This window comes from Paenibacillus sp. FSL E2-0178 (assembly GCF_038593005.1).
Lineage (GTDB): Bacteria > Bacillota > Bacilli > Paenibacillales > Paenibacillaceae > Paenibacillus_AQ > Paenibacillus_AQ phytohabitans.
Window position 1 is genome coordinate 2,563,499 of record NZ_CP151953.1, and the last position, 19,604, is coordinate 2,583,102.

The 19,604-nt window shown below is 53.4% G+C and carries 12 protein-coding genes; 2 read left to right on the top strand and 10 right to left on the bottom strand.

Translation table 11 applies throughout. From position 1 onward, the window contains the following. Positions 1 to 6 precede the first annotated feature (6 nt). The 4 genes from MHI42_RS11340 to MHI42_RS11355 all read right to left on the bottom strand — a co-directional run bounded on the left by MHI42_RS11340 (position 7) and on the right by MHI42_RS11355 (position 5,974). Positions 7 to 2,373: a helix-turn-helix domain-containing protein gene (locus MHI42_RS11340; RefSeq protein WP_171718836.1), complete on the bottom strand. Its 2,367-nt coding sequence runs from the start codon at positions 2,371 to 2,373 to the stop codon at positions 7 to 9. 89 nt (positions 2,374 to 2,462) lie between these two features. Further along, on the bottom strand, positions 2,463 to 4,070 hold the full coding sequence (locus MHI42_RS11345; protein WP_342423816.1) for an extracellular solute-binding protein: 1,608 nt from the start codon (positions 4,068 to 4,070) through the stop codon (positions 2,463 to 2,465). A gap of 34 nt (positions 4,071 to 4,104) precedes the next feature. Continuing rightward, positions 4,105 to 4,989 carry a carbohydrate ABC transporter permease gene (locus MHI42_RS11350; RefSeq protein ID WP_039306771.1) on the bottom strand — a complete coding sequence of 295 codons (885 nt, stop codon included), beginning with the start codon at positions 4,987 to 4,989 and terminating at the stop codon, positions 4,105 to 4,107. Between the two features lie 16 nt (positions 4,990 to 5,005). Beyond that, a complete protein-coding gene (locus tag MHI42_RS11355; protein WP_342423817.1) occupies positions 5,006 to 5,974 on the bottom strand; it encodes a sugar ABC transporter permease in 969 nt (322 codons plus the stop codon). A 244-nt stretch (positions 5,975 to 6,218) separates the two neighbouring features. Here MHI42_RS11355 and MHI42_RS11360 point away from each other — a divergent pair, with 244 nt between their 5' ends. Continuing rightward, the gene (locus MHI42_RS11360) at positions 6,219 to 8,207 is read left to right on the top strand and encodes a beta-galactosidase (protein ID WP_342423818.1); all 1,989 of its coding nucleotides are present in this window, start codon (positions 6,219 to 6,221) and stop codon (positions 8,205 to 8,207) included. A 513-nt stretch (positions 8,208 to 8,720) separates the two neighbouring features. Here MHI42_RS11360 and MHI42_RS11365 read toward each other — a convergent pair. Together MHI42_RS11365 and MHI42_RS11370 are read right to left on the bottom strand one after the other, a co-directional pair. Then, positions 8,721 to 9,836 (bottom strand): methyl-accepting chemotaxis protein, encoded by a 1,116-nt coding sequence (locus MHI42_RS11365; RefSeq protein WP_342423819.1) that lies wholly within the window; start codon positions 9,834 to 9,836, stop codon positions 8,721 to 8,723. A 17-nt stretch (positions 9,837 to 9,853) separates the two neighbouring features. Further along, positions 9,854 to 10,885, bottom strand: coding sequence for an FIST N-terminal domain-containing protein (locus MHI42_RS11370; RefSeq protein WP_342423820.1), 1,032 nt, complete (start codon positions 10,883 to 10,885; stop codon positions 9,854 to 9,856). A 306-nt stretch (positions 10,886 to 11,191) separates the two neighbouring features. Between MHI42_RS11370 and MHI42_RS11375 the strand changes: the two genes are divergently transcribed. Beyond that, positions 11,192 to 11,377, top strand: coding sequence for a hypothetical protein (locus tag MHI42_RS11375; RefSeq protein WP_342423821.1), 186 nt, complete (start codon positions 11,192 to 11,194; stop codon positions 11,375 to 11,377). Positions 11,378 to 12,978: 1,601 nt separating this feature from the next. Here MHI42_RS11375 and tyrS read toward each other — a convergent pair. From tyrS to MHI42_RS11395, 4 genes are all read right to left on the bottom strand, one after another. Beyond that, positions 12,979 to 14,238: a tyrosine--tRNA ligase gene (gene tyrS / locus MHI42_RS11380; RefSeq protein ID WP_341070070.1), complete on the bottom strand. Its 1,260-nt coding sequence runs from the start codon at positions 14,236 to 14,238 to the stop codon at positions 12,979 to 12,981. A gap of 427 nt (positions 14,239 to 14,665) precedes the next feature. Continuing rightward, positions 14,666 to 16,120: a 6-phospho-beta-glucosidase gene (gene ascB, locus MHI42_RS11385; protein WP_342423822.1), complete on the bottom strand. Its 1,455-nt coding sequence runs from the start codon at positions 16,118 to 16,120 to the stop codon at positions 14,666 to 14,668. A gap of 587 nt (positions 16,121 to 16,707) precedes the next feature. Beyond that, complete coding sequence (locus MHI42_RS11390; protein ID WP_342423823.1) at positions 16,708 to 18,609, bottom strand: beta-glucoside-specific PTS transporter subunit IIABC; 1,902 nt, start codon at positions 18,607 to 18,609, stop codon at positions 16,708 to 16,710. 120 nt (positions 18,610 to 18,729) lie between these two features. Further along, positions 18,730 to 19,563 carry a PRD domain-containing protein gene (locus MHI42_RS11395; RefSeq protein ID WP_042134932.1) on the bottom strand — a complete coding sequence of 278 codons (834 nt, stop codon included), beginning with the start codon at positions 19,561 to 19,563 and terminating at the stop codon, positions 18,730 to 18,732. Positions 19,564 to 19,604 lie beyond the last annotated feature (41 nt).

The window sequence follows — 19,604 nt, forward strand, 5'->3', positions numbered from 1 at the left end:
CCCGCCTCACCTGATCCCGTTCTCCTTCTCCCCTTCATGCCGGCTCAGTTCACGGTAGCGTGTCGGAGTGATGTCCTCCTGTTTTTTGAATATCCGGTTAAAATAGCTCTGCTGATAGCCGACCTGCTGGGCGACATCGTTCATTTTCAGATCCGTATCGCGCAGCAGCTCCTTGGCTTTGTCCAGCCGCAGCTCTGTTAAATAATCAATAAAATTAATTCCGGTAACCCGTTTAAAGGACTTGCTGAGCAGAAAAGGGCTGGTTCCCGTATAATCTGCACAGCTGTCCAGCGAAATATTGTCCATATAATGCTGCTGAATGTACAGCATGGCCTGTTCAACCGTCCGCCGGATGCCGGCGTCCGAACGTTCGCACAGCTCCTTCAGGAAGGGGGCCACCACATGCCCGCGGAACCACGAGAGGATCAGGCCCGGCTCATGAATCTGTGACAGGCTTGCATACAGGTTCTTGCCCTTGAACAGCTGATTCGGGGCAATCCCTGCCTCAAGCACCGCATGCAGGATCGCGCCGAGCAGATGCAGCATTCCCTGCTGCACATCAATGACCTTCGCGCCGCCCTCGGACAGCGTCATCAGGAACTCCTCCAGCAGCCGGTCTGCCTCTTCCGCTTCGCCGGTACGCAGCGCCTGAATCAGGCCGCGCTCCAGCGCGAACGAATACTGCGGCAGCTGGGTGCCTTGCCCTTCCCGTTCCAGCTGCTCCAGGCTGATCACCTGGTTCCCGCCTCCATATCTGCGGTGACTGGCTGCCTGCTTCGCCGCTTCGAACGAGCGCGGAATGCCGGAGATGCTGTTCACCTCTGCACTGTACGCTACAGTTGCCTGCAGCTTAAGCATCCGGTTGATCGTGGCTGCCAGTTCTTCACCGAAAGCCTGAACCCGCTCCGGCTCCGGGCCGCTTCCCTGCTCAATCAGCAGAATGCCCGACGTAAGATCATGCAGATTAACGGTCTCGGCACGCCCGAAATGCTCAGCAGCCAGTTCACTGATGATGTTCACCGCCGCGAAGGACACCAGGCTCTCGTCACCGCTGCGGAACTTGGCCTCCAGGCTGGAGATTCCTGTAAGCTGAATATACAGCACTACAAAAACGCAATTGTCCACTTCCCACTTGTATTGCTTCATCCGGCTAAGCAGATCCTGTTCGGAATAGGCATACAGATAACCCTGGAACAATTGATGCAGAAAGCTCTGCTGCACATGCGGAAGCTGCTCCGAAAGCGTGTATTGGAGGGCATGCCGCTGCCCGTGAAGATTCTGCCAGTGCCGCTCAATCAGCGTCATCTCGTCCACCCGGCCCCCGGAGGCCGCATGCTCGGGAAGCAGCGTCTGAAGCAGGCGGCGGACAGGCGAGTAGATTTTGCGGGAAGCAATCCAGGAGAGGACTGCCGCAAGCAGCAGCGCGCACAAGCTGACCAGGATGATCATCCGGGATAACCCCACCACCGGTGAAGTCACACTGGATATCGGAGAAGCCGACACATACATCCATTCATTCGCAATCCGGGAGAAATCGCCGTAGGTCACCGCGAAAGTAACTCCGTCCCAGTCATACAGGAAAGATGTGCTGTCTTTACTGCCTCTGTCTGCTATCGCCTTCTGCAGCGCAGTCACAAACGGTGTGGCTGCATCGATCCCGTTACCGGAGATGAACAGGCCCCCGGACTTTTGCTGCATGAATACTTCCCCCGTGTTGTACGGGGTCATGGTCCGCAGCATGGCGGATACCTTCTCTGTGTCCATCCGCAGCAGCAGTGCCCCGAAGGGCTCCAGGCTTCCGCCGGGAATATGATGCACCAGCGTCAGCTCCTTCTGCTCCGGCTTGGCCGGATCAAACGCCCATTCCGTCCAATAGGTACTGCGCTCCTGCTCCAGCAGCTTGCCGTACACTGCATCTTCTTCGGGCGCCAGTGTCCCGTATTCCGTGCCGAACAGCACCGGCTGATCGCCCGCCAGGTACAGCTCCACCTGCCGCGCCATCGAATTCGAGCCCTGCATAACCACCAGGGTTTTGGTAATATCCCAGGCCCGTTCATGATTCAGGGTGAAATCCATGTTGCTCAGGCTGTAGTCGAACTTCGGCTCGAACGCCCAGTGGGCCAGCATCAGCTCCAGATTGGACAGCTGGTCATTAATGTTGTCCGCACGCTGCTCGATCTGCCGGTTATGCATACCCAGCAGCTCCTTCTCCAGATTGCCCCCTGCCATGAAGTACACAAGAGACCCGATGATCAGGCCGGGGATAGACGAAACGATCAGCACAATAATGAGATTATTGCGGTAATACCGGCCCTTCCGGCCGGTACGCCCCCCTGTATATCCCTTTCGTTCCCCTGCCGTTCCATTCTCCATATCATTCACCAGCCGAATCCATAGTTTAGAGTTGCAGCCTTACGGCTATAACGGGTATAAACCGGCTGGTGCCTGGAGCAGTGCCGGACTTACTTGCCCGTCTTCGAGTACAGTTCGTTCATTTCATTCACAAGCTCGTCCCCGCCTGTCTTCCGCCATACCTCAAAAGCCGACTTCAAGCCTGCTTCGTCAATCTGGCCGACAATGAACTTGATGCGCGCATCATTGATTACATTATCCAGCTGCGAGCCTTTTTGCGTATATACTGCAGAGATCAACGCTTCGGCAGGATTGGTCACAATCGTCGCTTCATTAGCCTTCTGTACCTCTGTCTGCTTCAACCGCAGGGCAGTCTGCTTCACCAGCTTCGCCTTGTCCTCCGGAATGAACGGCAGCATCTGGTTGAGACCTTCCACTTCCGATTCCAGCAGAACCGTATCGCCTGAGCGTTCAATATATCCGTCCACCAGATTATAATGGACACCTTCAATTCCGTAGTTCAGCATCGTCTGCAGATCCTCTTCGTTGAGCCGGTCCAGGAAGGTCAGCACCTGCTTCAGCTCTGCTTCAGTCTTGACCGAAGACTTCGGTATAGCCAGCATGCCGGAGAAACCTGAAGTCGGAAGGGTATGCAGTGCTCCGTCCGTTCCTGTCACACCGCCGATGACATCCATATAATGACGGTCAGGCTCATCCGTGCCTTCCTTCTGGAGTGCAGCATGAATCTTGTCATCAAGCCGTGCCCCGTTGTCCACCACATCGACAATGACACCGGCCTTGTTGTTGACCACCGGATCATTCCACTTGGAGCTGTCCATCACCGCAAAGTCGGAGTTGATCAGCTGCTCATCATACAGCTTTTTCATGAACTTAAGCGCTTCCAAGTACTGCGGATATTCATGCTCAGGAACCAGCTTGCCATCCTGTACGCCCCATTTGTTCGGGGAACCGAACCACAGCTTGATCGTATCGAAGCCGCTGGCCCATCCGCCGGTCCACTTCACCAGAACCATGCCGTAGGTATCCGCCTGACCGTTGCCGTCAGGGTCCTGTTCTTTGAACGCTTTTAGCATATTGTAGAAATCATCCACGGTCTGCGGAGCTTCAAGCCCCAGCTTCTCCAGCCAGTCCTTGCGGAAAACCACGCCGTTGCGGCCCAGCGCCCGTCCTCTGTAGATTCCATAGTTCTTGCCGTCGATGGCTGAGTTGCTCAGAATGACTTCCTTCGCTCCGCTCAGATTCGGATAATCCTTCAGATAAGGACCTACCTCCCAGAAAGCGCCCGATCTTGCCGCATTCACGAAACTCGAGGCTTTGACATCGCCTACATAGATAATGTCGGGCAGCTTGCCGGAAGCCAGCGTGATATTGAATTTGTCGGTATAGGAAGCGTTCGGCACCCATTCGAAATGGATCTTGGTGTTCGTCAGTTCCTCCAGCTTGGCGGCAACCGGACTGCCGTCCTTCGGATAATTCGTTTTGAAAATCGGCAGCATCAGCGTCAGATCCAGCGGTTCTGCAGCTTCAGCTCCGCCAGGCGTATTCCCTTCACTTGAGGCAGACTCCTTCTGCCCTGTAGCATTATTCTCCTTATTGCCGGCACAGCCGGTGAACACACTTAAAATCATAATAGCAGCTAGTAACATAAACAACCATCGTTTCAAATGTATGGAACCTTCTTTACGCGCAATCTTCATTCCTTAGCCTCCCTTTGTATGTTGGCATACCCTTTTACCCTTTAACCGAACCGAGCATCACCCCTTTGGCAAAGTGTTTTTGCAGAAACGGATAGACGCACATAATCGGCAGTGTGCCGACCACGATAACTGCCATTTTGATCGACTGCTCTGGCGGCTGTACGAAATTCGGGTCCATCGAGCTGAGATCACCTGCTGCCGACTGGGACAGCATAACGATCTGGCGCAGCATCACCTGCAGCGGCCACTTGGACGGATCATTAATGTAGAGCAGCGCCGAGAAGAAGTTATTCCAGTGCCCGACCGCATAAAAGAGAGTGAACGTCGCCAGCACGGGCTTGGAGAGCGGCAGTACGATTTTCCACAGCAGCCCCAGCTCGGTACAGCCGTCGATGCGGGCCGCCTCCTCAATCTCGACCGGAAGCTCCTGGAAGAAGTTTTTGACGATAATCAGATTGAAGGCGCTGATCGCACCCGGAAGAATTAACGCATTCAGCGTATCCAGCAGCTGCAGCTCGCGGATCACCAGATAGGTGGGAATCATCCCGCCCCCGAACAGCATGGTGAAAATAACCAGATTGAGGATTACATTGCGGCCCATCAGATAACGTTTGGCCATCGGATACGCCATGGTTACTGTGAAAAACAGATTGACCGCCGTACCGATCACCGTCACATACAGCGATACCCCGATACTTCTTACAATGGTATCCGTGGAGAAAATGAACCGGTAGGCATCAAACGAGATGGTAGTCGGAATCAGAAAGACAGCGCGTTTCGTAATTTCCGCCTCGGTTGCGAATGAACCGGAGACCACGAACAGAAACGGCAGGATTGCGGCGATTCCGATAACTCCCAATACAAAATAATTAAATACGTCAAACGTAATCTCTCCGGGGCTCTTATAATGTTTAGCCACGCACACAGCCTCCCTCTCAATAAAGTCCCGATTCGCCCGATTTCTTGGCGAGCCAGTTGGTGCCGAGCACCAGTACAACCCCGATCACCGATTTGAACAGTCCGACTGCGGTGCTGTAGCTGAACGCCCCCTGTGTGATCCCAAGTGCATATACGTAGGTATCAAACACCTCGGCCACCTCACGGTTCAGCGCATTCATCATCAGATAAATCTGCTCAAACCCATTATCCAGAATGGTTCCCATCCGCAGAATCAGCAGAATGACAATGGTGCTACGGATCGCGGGCAGCGTAATATGCCAGGTCTGGCGCCAGCGGCTGGCCCCGTCCACTACGGCTGCTTCATATTGCTCAACATCAACACCGGCCAGCGCCGCCAGGAAGATAATCGTCCCCCAGCCGCATTCCTTCCAGATGGTCTGCAGGATGATCAGCGGGCGGAACCAGTCGGCGCTGGCCAGGAAATCGATCTTGCTCCCGGTCACGGAGTACAGGAATTCGTTGACAGCACCGCCCTGTGTAGTCAGGAATACATACGATATACTGGCGACGATGACCATGGATATGAAATGCGGTACATAAATCATCGTCTGAATCGTCCTTTTATAGAAGGACAGCCGGACTTCATTCAGCAGCAGGGCAAGTATGATCGGTGCCGGAAAAAAGAACACCAGATTATACAGCGACAACACGAGTGTATTGCGCAGCAGCATGAAGAAGTCAGGATTCTGGAAGAACGTGCGGAAATGCTCAAGACCGGCCCAATCGCTTTTCCAGAAGCCCAGAAAGGGCTGATAATCTTTAAACGCGAGCAGCACTCCCCACATGGGTACATATTTAAATACGAGAAAATACAGGAGTCCCGGGGTCAGCAGGATGTAGAGCCATTTGTCCCGCTTCAGACGTCTGAAGCGCAGCTCCCGCCTGCTGCGGTAGGTTGCAGCAGCATGTATATCTGCTGTCCCTATTGCCGCTCCTTGCTTCATTACATTCACCTCCATATAGATAAGCAGCCTTGCACTGCCGTGCCTTGGCTGCGCTTCCTATTATGGTTTCAGCGGATTTTTCCGGCAATCGGACTTTTTGGACAGGGGCCTGTCCTGCCCTGATCCGCCCCGCTACAATAAAGTGCAAAGCCGGCAAAACTTTACTATTGCCTGCTGCACAGTGGGCAACTATGATGCCGGGAGACCAAAACGCTCATAATGGGCTCCCCGGGAGGTAAAGCAAGTGAATCATAAGCTATATTACGGCGCTGCATGGTACCCCGAGCTCTGGGGGGAAGCTGAACGGAAGCATGACCTTCAGCTTATGAAGGAAACCGGCATCAATCTCGTCCGGATGGGTGAGTTCATCTGGTCGGAGCTGGAGCCGGAGGAAGGCTCCATTGATATCCGGCCATTCGCTGAGCAGATCCGGCAGCTGCATGCCTACGGCATCGACACCATAATGTGCACCCCGACGGCCACTCCGCCGGTCTGGCTGACACACGGGCACCCGGAACGCCTGATCATCAGGGCGGACGGGGCGGTTATGGGCCACGGGTCCAGGCAGCATGTCTGCACGAATCACCCTTATTTCCGGCAGCGGGCTGCGATAATCACTGAACAGCTGGCAAAAGAGCTGGGGCAGCTGCCGGGTCTAGTCGCCTGGCAGCTCGATAATGAACTCAAGGCACATGTCTCAGAATGCATGTGCGGGACCTGCAAGTCCCTATGGCATGAGTGGCTGGAGAGCCGCTACGGCAATATCGGGAAGCTGAACGAAGCCTGGGGAACGGGAGTCTGGAGCCAGACCTATCAGCAATTCGTTCAGGTGCCGCAGCCGGTGGCTACTCCCTTCCTGCATAACTCATCTCTTGTAACCCTGTACCGCCTGTTCCAGATGGAGACAACCGCCGGATTCGCAGCTGAACAGGCAGCGATTCTCCGCCGCTATTCGCCAGCTCCCATAACCCATAACAGCAGCGTCGCTTTCCATGTGGACAATGAACAGCTGTTCCGGGAGCTCGATTTCGCCTCGTACGACACTTACGCCTCCCAGACCAATAAGCACGCCTATCTGCTGAACTGTGATCTGTGGCGTAATATCAAGCCAGAGCGGGACTTCTGGCTGCTGGAGACCAGTCCGGCCTATGCCGGTTCGCTCATGAGCTACGGCGAACCCCATCCGGACGGCTATCTCACCGCTGAAGCTGTGTCTGCTTATGCGTTGGGGGCAGGGGCTTTCTGCTATTGGCTGTGGCGGCAGCAGCGCACCGGCAGCGAACAGACGCACAGCTCCATCATCAGCGCCTGGGGCAAGCCTGCGCTCGGCTATGACAATGTGCGGGAAGCCTCCGCAGCGCGCCTGCTGATCGAGCCGCACCTGCTGGCTACCCGGCCGGTACAGGCCGAGGTCGCAATTACCTACTCGGACCGGACCAAGGCGTACCTGGCGACGGAGCCGCACCGGAAGCTAAGCTACCGCTCTCTGCTGGGGGACTTCTACAAGCGGATACTCGATATGGGCATACACCGTGACCTGCTGCCCGAAGGCGGAGAGCTTAGCGGCTACAAGCTGCTGTTCACCCCTTTTGTGCATTATCTGTCGCCGGAATATATCCAGAAGGCTCTCAGCTTTGCAGAGGCTGGCGGCATCTGGATCGCCGGTCCGCTGAGCGGAGGCCGCACGGCCGACCATACCCTGCATACCGATGCTGCACTGGGCGGGTTGGAGCGCATCGCCGGGGTAAACACCAGATATGTCTACCCGATGGAGGGAACGGGCAGCATTGGCGAGGCCTTCGGCCTCTCCGCACCGTTGTCCCTGTGGAGCGCGGTGTTCGAGCCGCTGCCGGGCGGTGCAACCGTGACCGGCAGGATCACGGCAGGCCGGACGCCGGGCCTGGCCTTCCTGACCGAGCAGCCCTATGGCCGCGGAGCCATCGTAATGCTCGGCTCCCTGCCCTCCGGAGAAGCGGGGGACAAGCTGCTGTGCGCGCTGATCGATCATTATGCAGCCCGGGCCGGTGTAACTCTGCGGAGCGATGTCACCCCGGGGACGGTCGTCTGTCCAAGACACGGAGCGTCCGGTGAACTATGGACGATCGTGAATATGGACGGACTCGGAGGCAGTGTAACCCTGCCGCGGGGCGGACGGGATGTGCTGAGCGGTGAGCACGTGCCAGCCGGTCCGCTGACGGTCGGTGCTTACGGCTACAGACTTATTGCGTTGTAGGCAAGGGGCGCCAAGCGGGCGGGGGAGAATTCATCCGGGCTGGAGCTGCTGCAATCTGAATCCGGCAGTAACGCAGCGGAGTTTACCGTCACTGCTCAGCCTCCTCAGCCTCCTCAGCCTCTTCAGGCCCAGGCCCTAATCGCACATCAGCTGTTCTGGCGGACTGACAATCCGCTAATCGGGCCAATCAGGCTGAATTGCGGGATAAGCGGACTCAGATTCCGTTAATGGGCCGGTCAGCCCCCATTTCGGGCACGAATGAACAGGATAGGTGATTCTCAGTCCGCTTCGGCCTCAATATTGGGGTTTTCCGGGAAATAAGCGCTTTTCAGTCCACTTCACTCTGCTGACGACCACTTGCTCCAGCACACTCTACCGTATCTTCGCGAACCTATGCCCGGTAACCAAAAAGGCCAGCCAGAAGGTTCTGGCTGACCTAATCATACGAAAGACTACACCACCAGCATTCCCTCTGCCGGGTGTAGTCTTTTTTTATCGGATACCTGCTTCTGCTTATACGCCCATCTTCTGTGCTTCATCAAGCTGCTGCAGCTGCTCTATCTGGTGCAGATGATTAAGCAGCTGCTGATAGTGATCGGCTTTTTTCTGGACGGTAAGCACCATCTTCTGGAACTGCCCTGCATCCTGTCCCGATTTCTCCAGAATGCGCAGGAGATCGCCATTGATCTGCTCCACATCCTCCATGCTGCTCTCCTGCGACTCCTGAATCTTCTCCAGATGCTGGAAGACCTCTTCCTCCGCCTCCACGATTTCGTTCATATATACCGTGGACTGGCTGATCTTCGCATTCGTCTCTGTCATCGCCGTTGTCCCGTCACCGGACTTGCTGTGTAGCTGCTCCATCACCTGGGTCATCCCCGAAAGGGAGCCCATGATCTCCTTCACATGACTGCGCGTGCTGTCGGCCAGCTTGCGGATTTCTGTGGCAACCACCGAGAAGCCCCGTCCGTGCTCTCCGGCCCGCGCCGCCTCGATTGCTGCATTCAGCGACAACAGATTCGTCTGCTCAGCAATATCCGTAATGATCTTCGCCAGCTGCTCGATGCTCCGGAAATGCCCCCGCAGGTCCTCATTCAAGGTGACAAATTCAGTAAATACCGCCGAAGCCTTCTGCATTTCAGCCGAGATCTGGATATTGGACTCTTTGGCGAATTCAATTTTATTGGAGGAAAAAGAGAGGCTGCCATACATTTCATTGATGAGGTCTTCGGTCTGCCCGCTGTTGGTCTTCAGATGCTCCAGCAGCTGCTGGGTCCCGCCGATCTGGCTGATCAGCTCACCGCTGCCCGCCCGTAAAGCCGCAAACTCCTCTACCAGCTGTGCCTCTTCCTTGAGAATCTCATCAGTTTCGCGGCGGATCTGTCCGGCCAGGGTATAGGCGTGCATCCCATAGGATTCAGTGGCTGAAGCGGCGTTAGCGTCAGCTGTCCCGCCAGTATTCTCTGGAGGCTCAGGAGCATTTGCCGCTGTTCCAGCTATATTTACCGTCCCGGCTGATTGTCCGGAGCTGTCCGTTTTTTCAAGAACGGCTAGTGTATTGTGACTTTGAACACCTCCGGCAGAGGTGCTTTTGCCCCATGAAGTGCGTAATCTGGTTATCCACTGCATAATCAATCTACTCTCCCTTATTCAACCAGCAGCAGAATCATGGTCTGGTTGGCATGCTTTTTATAGTATTGCTCTCCGTAGCTGATGAAACCTGTAGTGTTGCCGCAGAATCCGAGCATCGTCCTGTCAAAATCCGCCCACAGACCGTCCCGGATGAAGAGCTGATCCCGCAGCGTACAGTTAATGTTGAGCACAAAGGAAGGCTTGTACGGGCTCCCGCCCAGCGTCTCCTCCAGCACAGCAAGCGGATCTGCTGCACTCAGCACCTCCACATAAGTACTAGACATAACCTGGCTGTAAAATGTGACAGAGCCATCCGGGTTAATTGTCATCGGTGAGGCGATGATCAGATCGTCTTCGTATCTTTTGCCCAGCGGGCTGCTCAGGAAATGCTCTGCCAGGTCCGCCTCCGGGACACCAAGCACGCGCGCGTATTCTTCCGCAGCAGGACGTCCGTTGAAGGAATACACCGTTCTGCCGAACACATCGGCTTCTGTCACCAGCAGCGTTGTCCCGGTGGGAACATAAATATTCTCTTTAACCAGTGCGGTACGGCCCGGCATATTGAAGAAAATCCCCAGGTTCCGCACCCGTCGGCTTCCTATGTAAATATAAGTCTCTCCATGCTCATCATCCGCTGCACTTCCCCCGACGATCTTGAATTCCGGGGCAATGAAAAACAGCGAGGAGAGGAGCGTCTCCTCCATCGCACCTGTACCGTCACATAGCAGCAGCAGAAAGGCATTAGCATTGCCTTGGACTTTGTGATATGAGGCACTTAGTATATTGCCGCTAAGCACGGGCGGATGCAGGATCTCCACAATATCGGCTATCCCTGATTCGTATTCGAACCCTGTGACTACGCCGCTGCGGTAGCCCTGCGGGGTATATTCGCCTTTGGTCGAGCACAATACCGCCCGGGAGGGTGCATGCCGGGACAATTCGCTGACTGCCGCAGCGGAAGCAAACAGCACCAAGCCTCTGCTGCTATCCAGTTGTTCCAGATGCCGCCTGGCTTCGCCCGGTGTGTTAAAAGATAAAGCTTTCATTATGTATATCAACCTTCCTTCGCGGGATCTCTCCCTGCAAACGTTACTGAAAAATTAAGCTTTAATTTTCAATACTTCTTATGGTAAAACCAGAACCGGGCCTACTGTCTGTGAATAATGTCGCAATTCCATCGGCAAAGCCTTATTTCCGGCGCAAAAATACTGCTTTCACGGGTGACTAAGGTTGAGCCGCTCACAGAAAGGCTGTATCATGAACATACTGTAGATACGATTGAACGATGGATTCGTAGGATACGATGCCCAGAGCCGGGCATCACATTAATAATAGAAAGGAAGTGTGAGACCATGACTTATTCACAGCGTTCCAGTCACCCTGCCGCCACATCGGACTACACCTATCTGTTATACCAGATCGAATTAGCTGCAGAAGAATTGGCGGTGGCAGTAAAGGCGCAAGACGAAGCCCGGGCAGAGGCCATCCGCGAGAAAATTGCCAAACTCGAAGACGAGCTGGCGCTGCTTGAGGATTAAGCCTGATTACATCTGATTACGCCGATTACACCTGATTACACCTGATTACACCTGATTACACCTGACTAAGCCTGATTACACCTGATTAAGCCTGATTACACCTGATTACACCTGATTAAGCCGTTTATTGTAGTACCGTCACTTCTTGATTCGATTCTATCCCTAACAATAGATCATGTGATAATGATTATCAATGACAAAAAGATGCAGATTCCAGCAGCGCCGCAGTAGGCACCTGTTTTCTCGAGCGAACCGATAGTCATTCGGTGCAGGGCCGGGCTTCCGGCTGCTGCGGGGAATATGGGGTTGTTCTAGGTGTGCTAGGGTGTGCGGGGTAGGTGCGGGGTAGGTGCGGGGTATGCCGGGTGAGTGCTGGGTATGCTCAGCGTGTGCTGGGTGAGTGCGGGATGGGTGCTGGGTATGCTGAGCGTGTGCTGGGTGAGTGCTGGGTAGGTGCTGGGTGCGTGCTGAGCATTGTGTGTGCTGGGCGTTGTGTGTGTGTTGGGCGTTTTGTGTGTGCTGGGTGCGTGCTGGGTGCGTGCTGAGCGTTATTCCGAGCGTTCTGCCCGGCAGCGAATGAGTTTTTGAGCAAAGATTACACTTTACAGCCTTGTCCAGGCAGAAATGTTGTACGTATTACAACTCTGCCCCCTAGTTTCCAAGGAGTCTGAGGGAATTGTTGTATGAAATACAACAATTGTCAGGCTAAGCCGCCGGAAAGAGAGGAAATGCTGCATTTCATACAACAATTCTCAATTTGAGGCGGACATAGGAAGAAAATGTTGTATTTTGTGCAGGATTCTCGTCCAGCAGGCACTGTCCGCCCGGCGAGTCCAACCAATTATCCCCACAAGAGCGGGGCGTATGCTCGTTGACTACCACGCTGACTACTGATTACCTCGCTCACTACCACGCTGACTACTGATCACCTCACTCACTACCACACTGACTACTGGTTACCATGCTCCCTACCACACTGACTACTGTTTACTTCGCACCGCTGACTACTGATTACTTCGCTGACTACCACGCTGACCACACATCAACTCACTCACTACCACACTGCTGGTTACCTCATCCCTACCTCGCTGACCACTAATTACTTGGCCACTACCGCACTGACTACTAGTTACCCCCTCCCTGCCATGCTGACTACCCTTTGACTACTGATTACCTCCTCACTACCTCGCTGACCACTGATTACTTGCCCATTACCACACTGACTACTAGTTACCTCCTCGCTACCACGCTGACTACTGGTTACTTCGCTCACTACCACACTCACTACTGATCACCTCCTCATTACCTCACTCACTACCACGCTGACAACTGATCACCTCGCTCACAGCCACGCTGACAACTCAGATACTTTGCAGGCACCCTAAAACAAATTAATCACCTTATAAAAAAGAGGCTATCCCCGTCATTGCTGACACAGCGGGATAGCCTCTTATGGTTTACCTGTTTACCTATTTGCCGATTTACTATTTACTTGTTTCCTTGTTTACCTGTTTGCCTGTTGGCCTGTTTACCTGTTTACTTCTTTACTTGTTTGCCCGTTTACCTGTTTACCTAAGGACTTCCCAGCCAGCAGCTAGGGGTTAGCCCAATTTCACCAGGCTGTAGTTCTTCTTGCCTTTGCGGACGATGATGAATTTGCCCCCGATGGCAAGCTCAGCGGTAATCTCTGTCTCCAGCTCGTTGACACGTTCGCCGTTAATGGAGATTGCACCTTTAGTAATATCCTCACGCGCCTGGCGTTTGGATGGCTCGATGCCCAGGTCGACCAGCCAGTCGACAATGTTCTTCGACTCCTTAGTGGCGGTGAAGGTCGGCATTTCCTTGAAGCCTTCTTCAATTTCATCGGCAGTCAGGGAGCTGATATCACCGCTGAACAGCGCTGCGCTGATGCGTTTAGCCTGCTCCAGCAGTTCTTCGCTGTGCACGAACCGGGTCATCTCTTCGGCAAGTGTTTTTTGGGCCTCGCGTTTATGCGGCTCCGTCGCCACCTTCTCGGCAAGCGCCTCAATTTCCTCCTTGCTCAGGAAGGTGAAGTATTTCAGGTATTTCACCACATCACGGTCATCGGTGTTCGCCCAGAACTGGTAGAACTCGTAAGGTGTGGTCTGCTTCGGATCCAGCCAGATGGCGCCGCCGGCGGATTTGCCGAACTTGGTGCCGTCCGCCTTGAGCATCAGCGGGATGGTCAGGCCGAAGGCTTTGGCTTCGTTGCCTTCTTTTTTACGGATCAGATCCAGGCCGCTGGTGATGTTGCCCCACTGGTCCGACCCGCCGATCTGCAGCTGCACATCCTCATGCTGGTACAGATGCAGGTAATCCATGGACTGCAGGATCTGGTAGGAGAACTCGGTGAACGAGATTCCGCTGTCCAGGCGGCTGGAGACTACGTCCTTAGCCAGCATCGTATTGATGCTGAAGTTCTTGCCGATGTCGCGCAGGAATTCGATGACGTTCATGTCCTTGGTCCAGTCGTAGTTGTTAACCATCCGCACCTGATTGTCGCCTTCAGTAATGAACAGCTTCTTCATCTGGGCCGTCAGCGCATCCACATTCTCCTGTACCTGCTCCAGCGTCTGCAGGGAGCGCTCGCTCTGGCGTCCGCTCGGATCACCAATCGTTCCGGTAGCCCCGCCGATCAGAATGACCGGACGGTGTCCTGCCAGTTGGAAGCGTCTAAGCATCATAAAAGGAATCAGGTGGCCGATATGCATAGTGTTGCCTGTAGGGTCCACGCCGCAGTACAGCGATACAGCCTTACTCTCTGTTAATTCGCGCAGTCCGTCCGCATCTGTCTGCTGGTTGATGGCGTCGCGCCACAGCAACTCGTCGATAATGTTCAACATGTACAGCCCCTTTGGTTTGTTTTGTGTGTAATTGGTATGCATTGATAAACAGCCAGCTTAACGGGTGACTCCGCAATTTCCGAATTTGGGCAACAAAAAATCGCCCCTTGTCTATTCAGACACAGGGACGATTATCATTAACCGTGTTACCACCCAAATTGCACAGACATCATCATTCAAACATGTCCGTACCACTCTTCCGCGAGTTATCGTTCGCTTAGCTCCGCTTGGCATTACCCAAGATACTCCCGAGGTGTAATTCGCAGTCCATTGTATATACCGGGTTCCATCAACCCCCGGCTTTCTGGGAACAGGGACAAGTCTGCTACTGGCTCGTTCAACGTATACCAACTATAAGATTACAGAAAGTATAGCCGCTTCTAAAATCGTTGTCAATGCAGAGGCAGCACCAGCCAGGAGCTACCTACTCCAAATCCGCTCCATTGCTGGCAATTGCCTTCTGGTACCAGTAAAAGCTCTTCTTCTTCTTCCGGTCAAGCGTTCCGTTTCCGTCATCGTCCTGGTCCACATAGATCACGCCGTAACGCTTGGACATCTCCGAAGTCGACGCGCTGATAATATCAATCGCCCCCCAGGCGGTGTAGCCCATGACTTCGACTCCGTCCAGAACCGCTTCCTTGACCTGGGTAATATGCTTGCGCAAATAATCGATCCGGTAATCATCCTGGATGGAACCATCCTCTTCGACCTTATCCTTCGCACCCAGCCCGTTCTCCACCACAAACAGCGGAAGCTGGTAACGGTCGTACAGCTCTTTGAGCACAATCCGCAGGCCAATCGGGTCCAGCTGCCAGCCCCATTCGGTAATCTTCAGGTTCGGATTCTTCACGGTGCTGAACAGATTGCCGCCGGTTACACCATATTTCTCAGGAGTAACTGTGGAAATAAGCGACGTATAGTAGCTGAAGGAGATGAAGTCCACCGTGTTCTCACGCAGCAGCTGCTCATCGCCAGGCTCAGTCACAAGCTGAATATGATTGTCGGCAAAATAACGCTTCATGAACGGAGGATAGCTTCCCCGCGCCTGCACATCGGTATGCATCAGGTTGAGCTGATTATCGATCTGGGCCTGCAGCACATCCTCCGGATCACTGGTCGCCGGATAATGGATCATACGCGCGAGCATGCAGCCGATGCGGAATTCCGGATTAATCTCCCGCCCTTTGCGGGTCGCGAGGCTGCTGGCGACGAATTGATGATGCAGCGCCTGATAGGATGCCTCGCGGATGTTATCCACCGTATCCTCTACTATCCCGCCGCCGGTAAACGGCTCGATGATGGTCGTATTGATCTCATTGAACGTCAGCCAATATTTCACTTTGTCGCGGTATCTGGTCATGACAGTCTCAGCATATTTCTCATAAAACGCAATCACCGCGCGGTTCCTCCAGCCCCCGTAATTCAGCACCAGCGACATCGGCATCTCATAGTGGGAGAGGGTAACCAGCGGCTCAATGCGATATTTACGCATCTCGTCGAACATATCATCGTAGAACTGCAGGCCCTTCTCGTTAGGCTCGGCATCATCCCCATTCGGGAAAATCCGTGACCAGTTGATCGACATCCTGAACACTTTGAAGCCCAGCTCGCCGAACAAGGCGATGTCCTCTTTGAACCGGTGATAGAAATCAATCCCGTACCGTTTCGGGTAGCCCTCCGCTGAGGCATGCTGCATCCCGCGCTCGATCGTTTCACTGGTGACATGCATCAGCTCTTTGAGGTTGGTGTAATCTTTTTTCTTATAGTATGGCACCATATCTGCCGTGGATAATCCTTTACCGTCTGCGTCAAAAGCGCCCTCTGCCTGGTTGGCGGCGATTGCTCCGCCCCATAGGAATCCATGTGGAAAAGTGGTCATTTTGTCATCTCCTATTGTTCGTTATAAAAGGCAGGCCGTAACTGCGGGAAAGTTTGGACTTTCGGCCGCTGTTATGTTTGGATTTCCTGAATTTATTCCGCTGTCAGCGGTAGAAATCCAAACATAAAGGCGGACGCTATCGCTCCTACAGTTCCAAACTTCCCTCCGTTACTAATAGCCTTTTGTTTGGATGAAGCGGATTCGGAGGTGACAAAATTCTAAGCCAACCCGATCGCTTCGTTCCGAAATCACTAAGCTCAAACTCAGGCTAAAACCGGAGCTGGCGCCTGGAAATAACTCAGGCTAAGCTCAACATTGAAGACCAAAAACTAAGATCCAAATTAAAGACCAAGAACTAAGACAAAAATCAAAGACCAAAAACTAAGACCAAAAACTAAGACAAAAAACTAAGACAAAAAACTAAGACAAAAAACTAAGACAAAAAACTAAACCCAAAAACTAAAACCGAAAACTAAAACCAAAATCGAAAGTCCAAAATCGAAAGTCCAAAATCGAAAGTCCAAATCGAAGATCCAAGCTAATCCCCATAAAAGATCGAAGATACGATCAAAGCTAAACCGGCAACCTTACAGCTCAGCCTTCAGCACCGGCTCACCGAAAGCAACCTCGCCCAGCTTAAGCGGCAGAATCTGCTTGTAATCGGCCGTATTAGTAACGACCATAGCGGTCGTAATATCATAATTCTGGGCAATTTGCGCCAGATCGAAGGTAAGCAGCTTGTCGCCGGCCTGAATCGGATCACCGGCCTGCACATGCGCTTCGAAGAATTGGCCGCGAAGCTTCACGGTGTTGATCCCGACGTGGATCAGGAGTTCCATGCCGTCAGCGTTGCGGATAACCATAGCATGCTTGGTTTTGAAGACATTCATTACAGTACCGCTGACTGGAGATACGAGCTCGCCGACCGTAGGCACAAACGCAATGCCTTTACCCATCAGCTCATCGCCAAAGGTAGGGTCATTGACTTCTTTTAACGGAATCGCCTTACCCGTCATTGGTGCATAAGCTGTGCTGTCTGCGGTAGCGGATGCCGGTTCTACCTCAACCTCTACCGGAGCTGCCGGGGTCACATCTGCCGGTTTAGCGGCGATACTGCCGGAAATCTGCTCCGCATCATCAGCCTCTTCCTGGAAACCAAGCAACACTGTAACAACCGCTGCAACTACAAAGGCAATGACCATCCCGCCAAAAGCGTACCAGAAGGTCTGTCCAACCAATCCCGGCAGGCCCGGGATACCGCCGTTACCAGCCAGCGCATATGCCTTGGCACCGAACGCCAGCGCGAAGCCGCCGCCTGCCGCACTACCGATCATCGCCGCGATGAACGGCTTTTTGTATTTCATATTGACGCCATACATGGCCGGCTCAGTAACACCCATAAGTGCGGTGAAGCTGGTGGACAGGGCGACGGATTTCAGTTTCTTGTCTTTGGCCCGGAAGAATACGCCCAGAGTAGCGCCGGCCTGACCCATATTGGAGATGAAGGTCAGCGGCAGGAACTTGTCGAAGCCGAGTGTAGCCAGGTTGCTGATAATAACCGGAACCAGTGCGTAGTGCATACCCGTCATAACAATCAGGGACATCGCCCCGCCAAGCACGATCCCGGAGATCAGGCCGCCTTCATTCAGCAGCCAGTTAATGCCGCCGGACAATCCGTCTCCGACGAAGGTTCCCAGAGGTCCAATCGCGATCAGCGTGACCGGAACCATCACCAGGAGGGAGATCAGCGGAACGAGCAGCAGCTTGAGAGACGGTATGATGAAGCGGTCCACTGTTTTTTCCACGTAAGAAAGAATCCAGATTGCGAGCAGAATCGGAATTACAGAAGATCCGTAGGAGACCGCCGTTACCGGAATACTGAGGAAGGATACGGGGTTACCGCTGGACAATAGTGCGCCCATATCCGGATACATCAGCGCCGCGCCGACACCAACTGCTATATACGGGTTACTGCCGAATTTACGTGCAGCGCTGAAGGAGATCAGCATCGGCAGGAAGTAGAATACGCCATCGCCAATCGCAGACAGGATACGGTACGTGTCTGTTCCCGCTGACAGCCATTCCAGGGTCACGAATAGAGCGAGCAGTCCCTTCAGGATACCGGCAGCCGTGATTGCGGGCAGCATCGGTGCGAATACACCGGCGATTGTCTCAAAAATCTTCAGAATCACATTCTGCTTCTTCCCGTCCTCCTGCTTATTTCCTTCCGCTGTCTGCTTGAGCACCGGGTACTCTTTAACCATTTCGTCGAATACCTTAGGCACATCATTGCCGATAATGACCTGGAATTGCTCGCCCGAGATGTTGGTGCCCATCACCATATCCAGCTTTTTGAGCGCGGCCTGATCCGCTTTATTGTTGTCCTTCAGCTCGAAGCGCAGACGCGTTACACAGTGGTACACCGACTTCACATTGGATACTCCGCCCACTGACTTGACGATTTGCTGTGCTGTTTCCTGGTGTTTCATTCGTCTTTCCCCCTAAATTGTAGGTAATAAAAAAACCCGAATGAACACGTGCATACGCGAAAGATACGCATGCCGGTTTTCATTCGGGTTTTGCCTGATTGAACAGTAACAAGCCCCTTGTTATTTGGTTTTCATCAGCCTCTCCAGATGCAGGGTCAGATAGAGCTGCTCGGAATGGGTCATGACGTACTCGTAGTTCTTCAGGATAAAAGATTCAATCTTGCGGATGCATTTGAAGGTGTCCGGATAATTCTTCTTAACCACCTTGTACAAATACTCCTCGGTATCGTCATGGCTGGTATGGGTGATGACCCGCTGGCAGAAATATTTGAGATGCGTAATGAATCTGAAATAATTGACGCTGTCCTCGTCTAAATCCACGCCAAAATGATATTTGATAATGTTCATAATCTCCTGCAGCAGCTGCATCAGATGCGTCACATCGTTCATCGAATCATTGACTTCGGCATTGATGAAATGCAGCGCGATATTGCAGATCTCATCCTTGGGAAAATCAATCCCCAGCCGCTCCCGCAGAATCGTCAGCGCTTCCTTCGCCACATCGTACTCGGCTTTGTAGAAATGCTGTACCTCCCAGGATAACGGGTTGCGGACAATCTGCTCCCGCTCCATCCGCTGCACAGCGAAATGGATATGATCCGACAGCGATACATAAATCCCGTCACTGATCTGCTTATTCAGCTGCATGCGCGCCAGACTTACAATATCATCGGTCACCTGCAGGATTTCAACCGGCATTTCTGTAACAATCGCCTTGAAGCGCTCATAGATGGAGGAATCCTGAAGCCGGAAGACTTTCTCAATCCTCGCCTCGTCAATCGGGTCGCCCGCCCGGAACTGGAAACCGATACCCCGGCCGAGGATAAGCAGCTCCTGATCCTTATCATCCACGGTGCTGACGATATTATTGTTAAAAATCTGTTTGATTATCACTTTCGACCCACCTGCTTTTGAGGAATAAAAAAGGGCAAAAC

Excerpts from the sequence above, each read along its gene's own strand:
- ascB (WP_342423822.1), bottom strand. The coding sequence starts at position 16,120 with ATGACCACTTTTCCACATGGATTCCTATGGGGCGGAGCAATCGCCGCC.
- MHI42_RS11355 (WP_342423817.1), bottom strand. The coding sequence starts at position 5,974 with ATGAAGCAAGGAGCGGCAATAGGGACAGCAGATATACATGCTGCTGCA.
- MHI42_RS11340 (WP_171718836.1), bottom strand. The coding sequence starts at position 2,373 with ATGGAGAATGGAACGGCAGGGGAACGAAAGGGATATACAGGGGGGCGT.
- MHI42_RS11390 (WP_342423823.1), bottom strand. The coding sequence starts at position 18,609 with ATGAAACACCAGGAAACAGCACAGCAAATCGTCAAGTCAGTGGGCGGA.
- MHI42_RS11370 (WP_342423820.1), bottom strand. The coding sequence starts at position 10,885 with ATGAAAGCTTTATCTTTTAACACACCGGGCGAAGCCAGGCGGCATCTG.
- MHI42_RS11375 (WP_342423821.1), top strand. The coding sequence starts at position 11,192 with ATGACTTATTCACAGCGTTCCAGTCACCCTGCCGCCACATCGGACTAC.
- MHI42_RS11365 (WP_342423819.1), bottom strand. The coding sequence starts at position 9,836 with ATGCAGTGGATAACCAGATTACGCACTTCATGGGGCAAAAGCACCTCT.
- MHI42_RS11345 (WP_342423816.1), bottom strand. The coding sequence starts at position 4,070 with ATGAAGATTGCGCGTAAAGAAGGTTCCATACATTTGAAACGATGGTTG.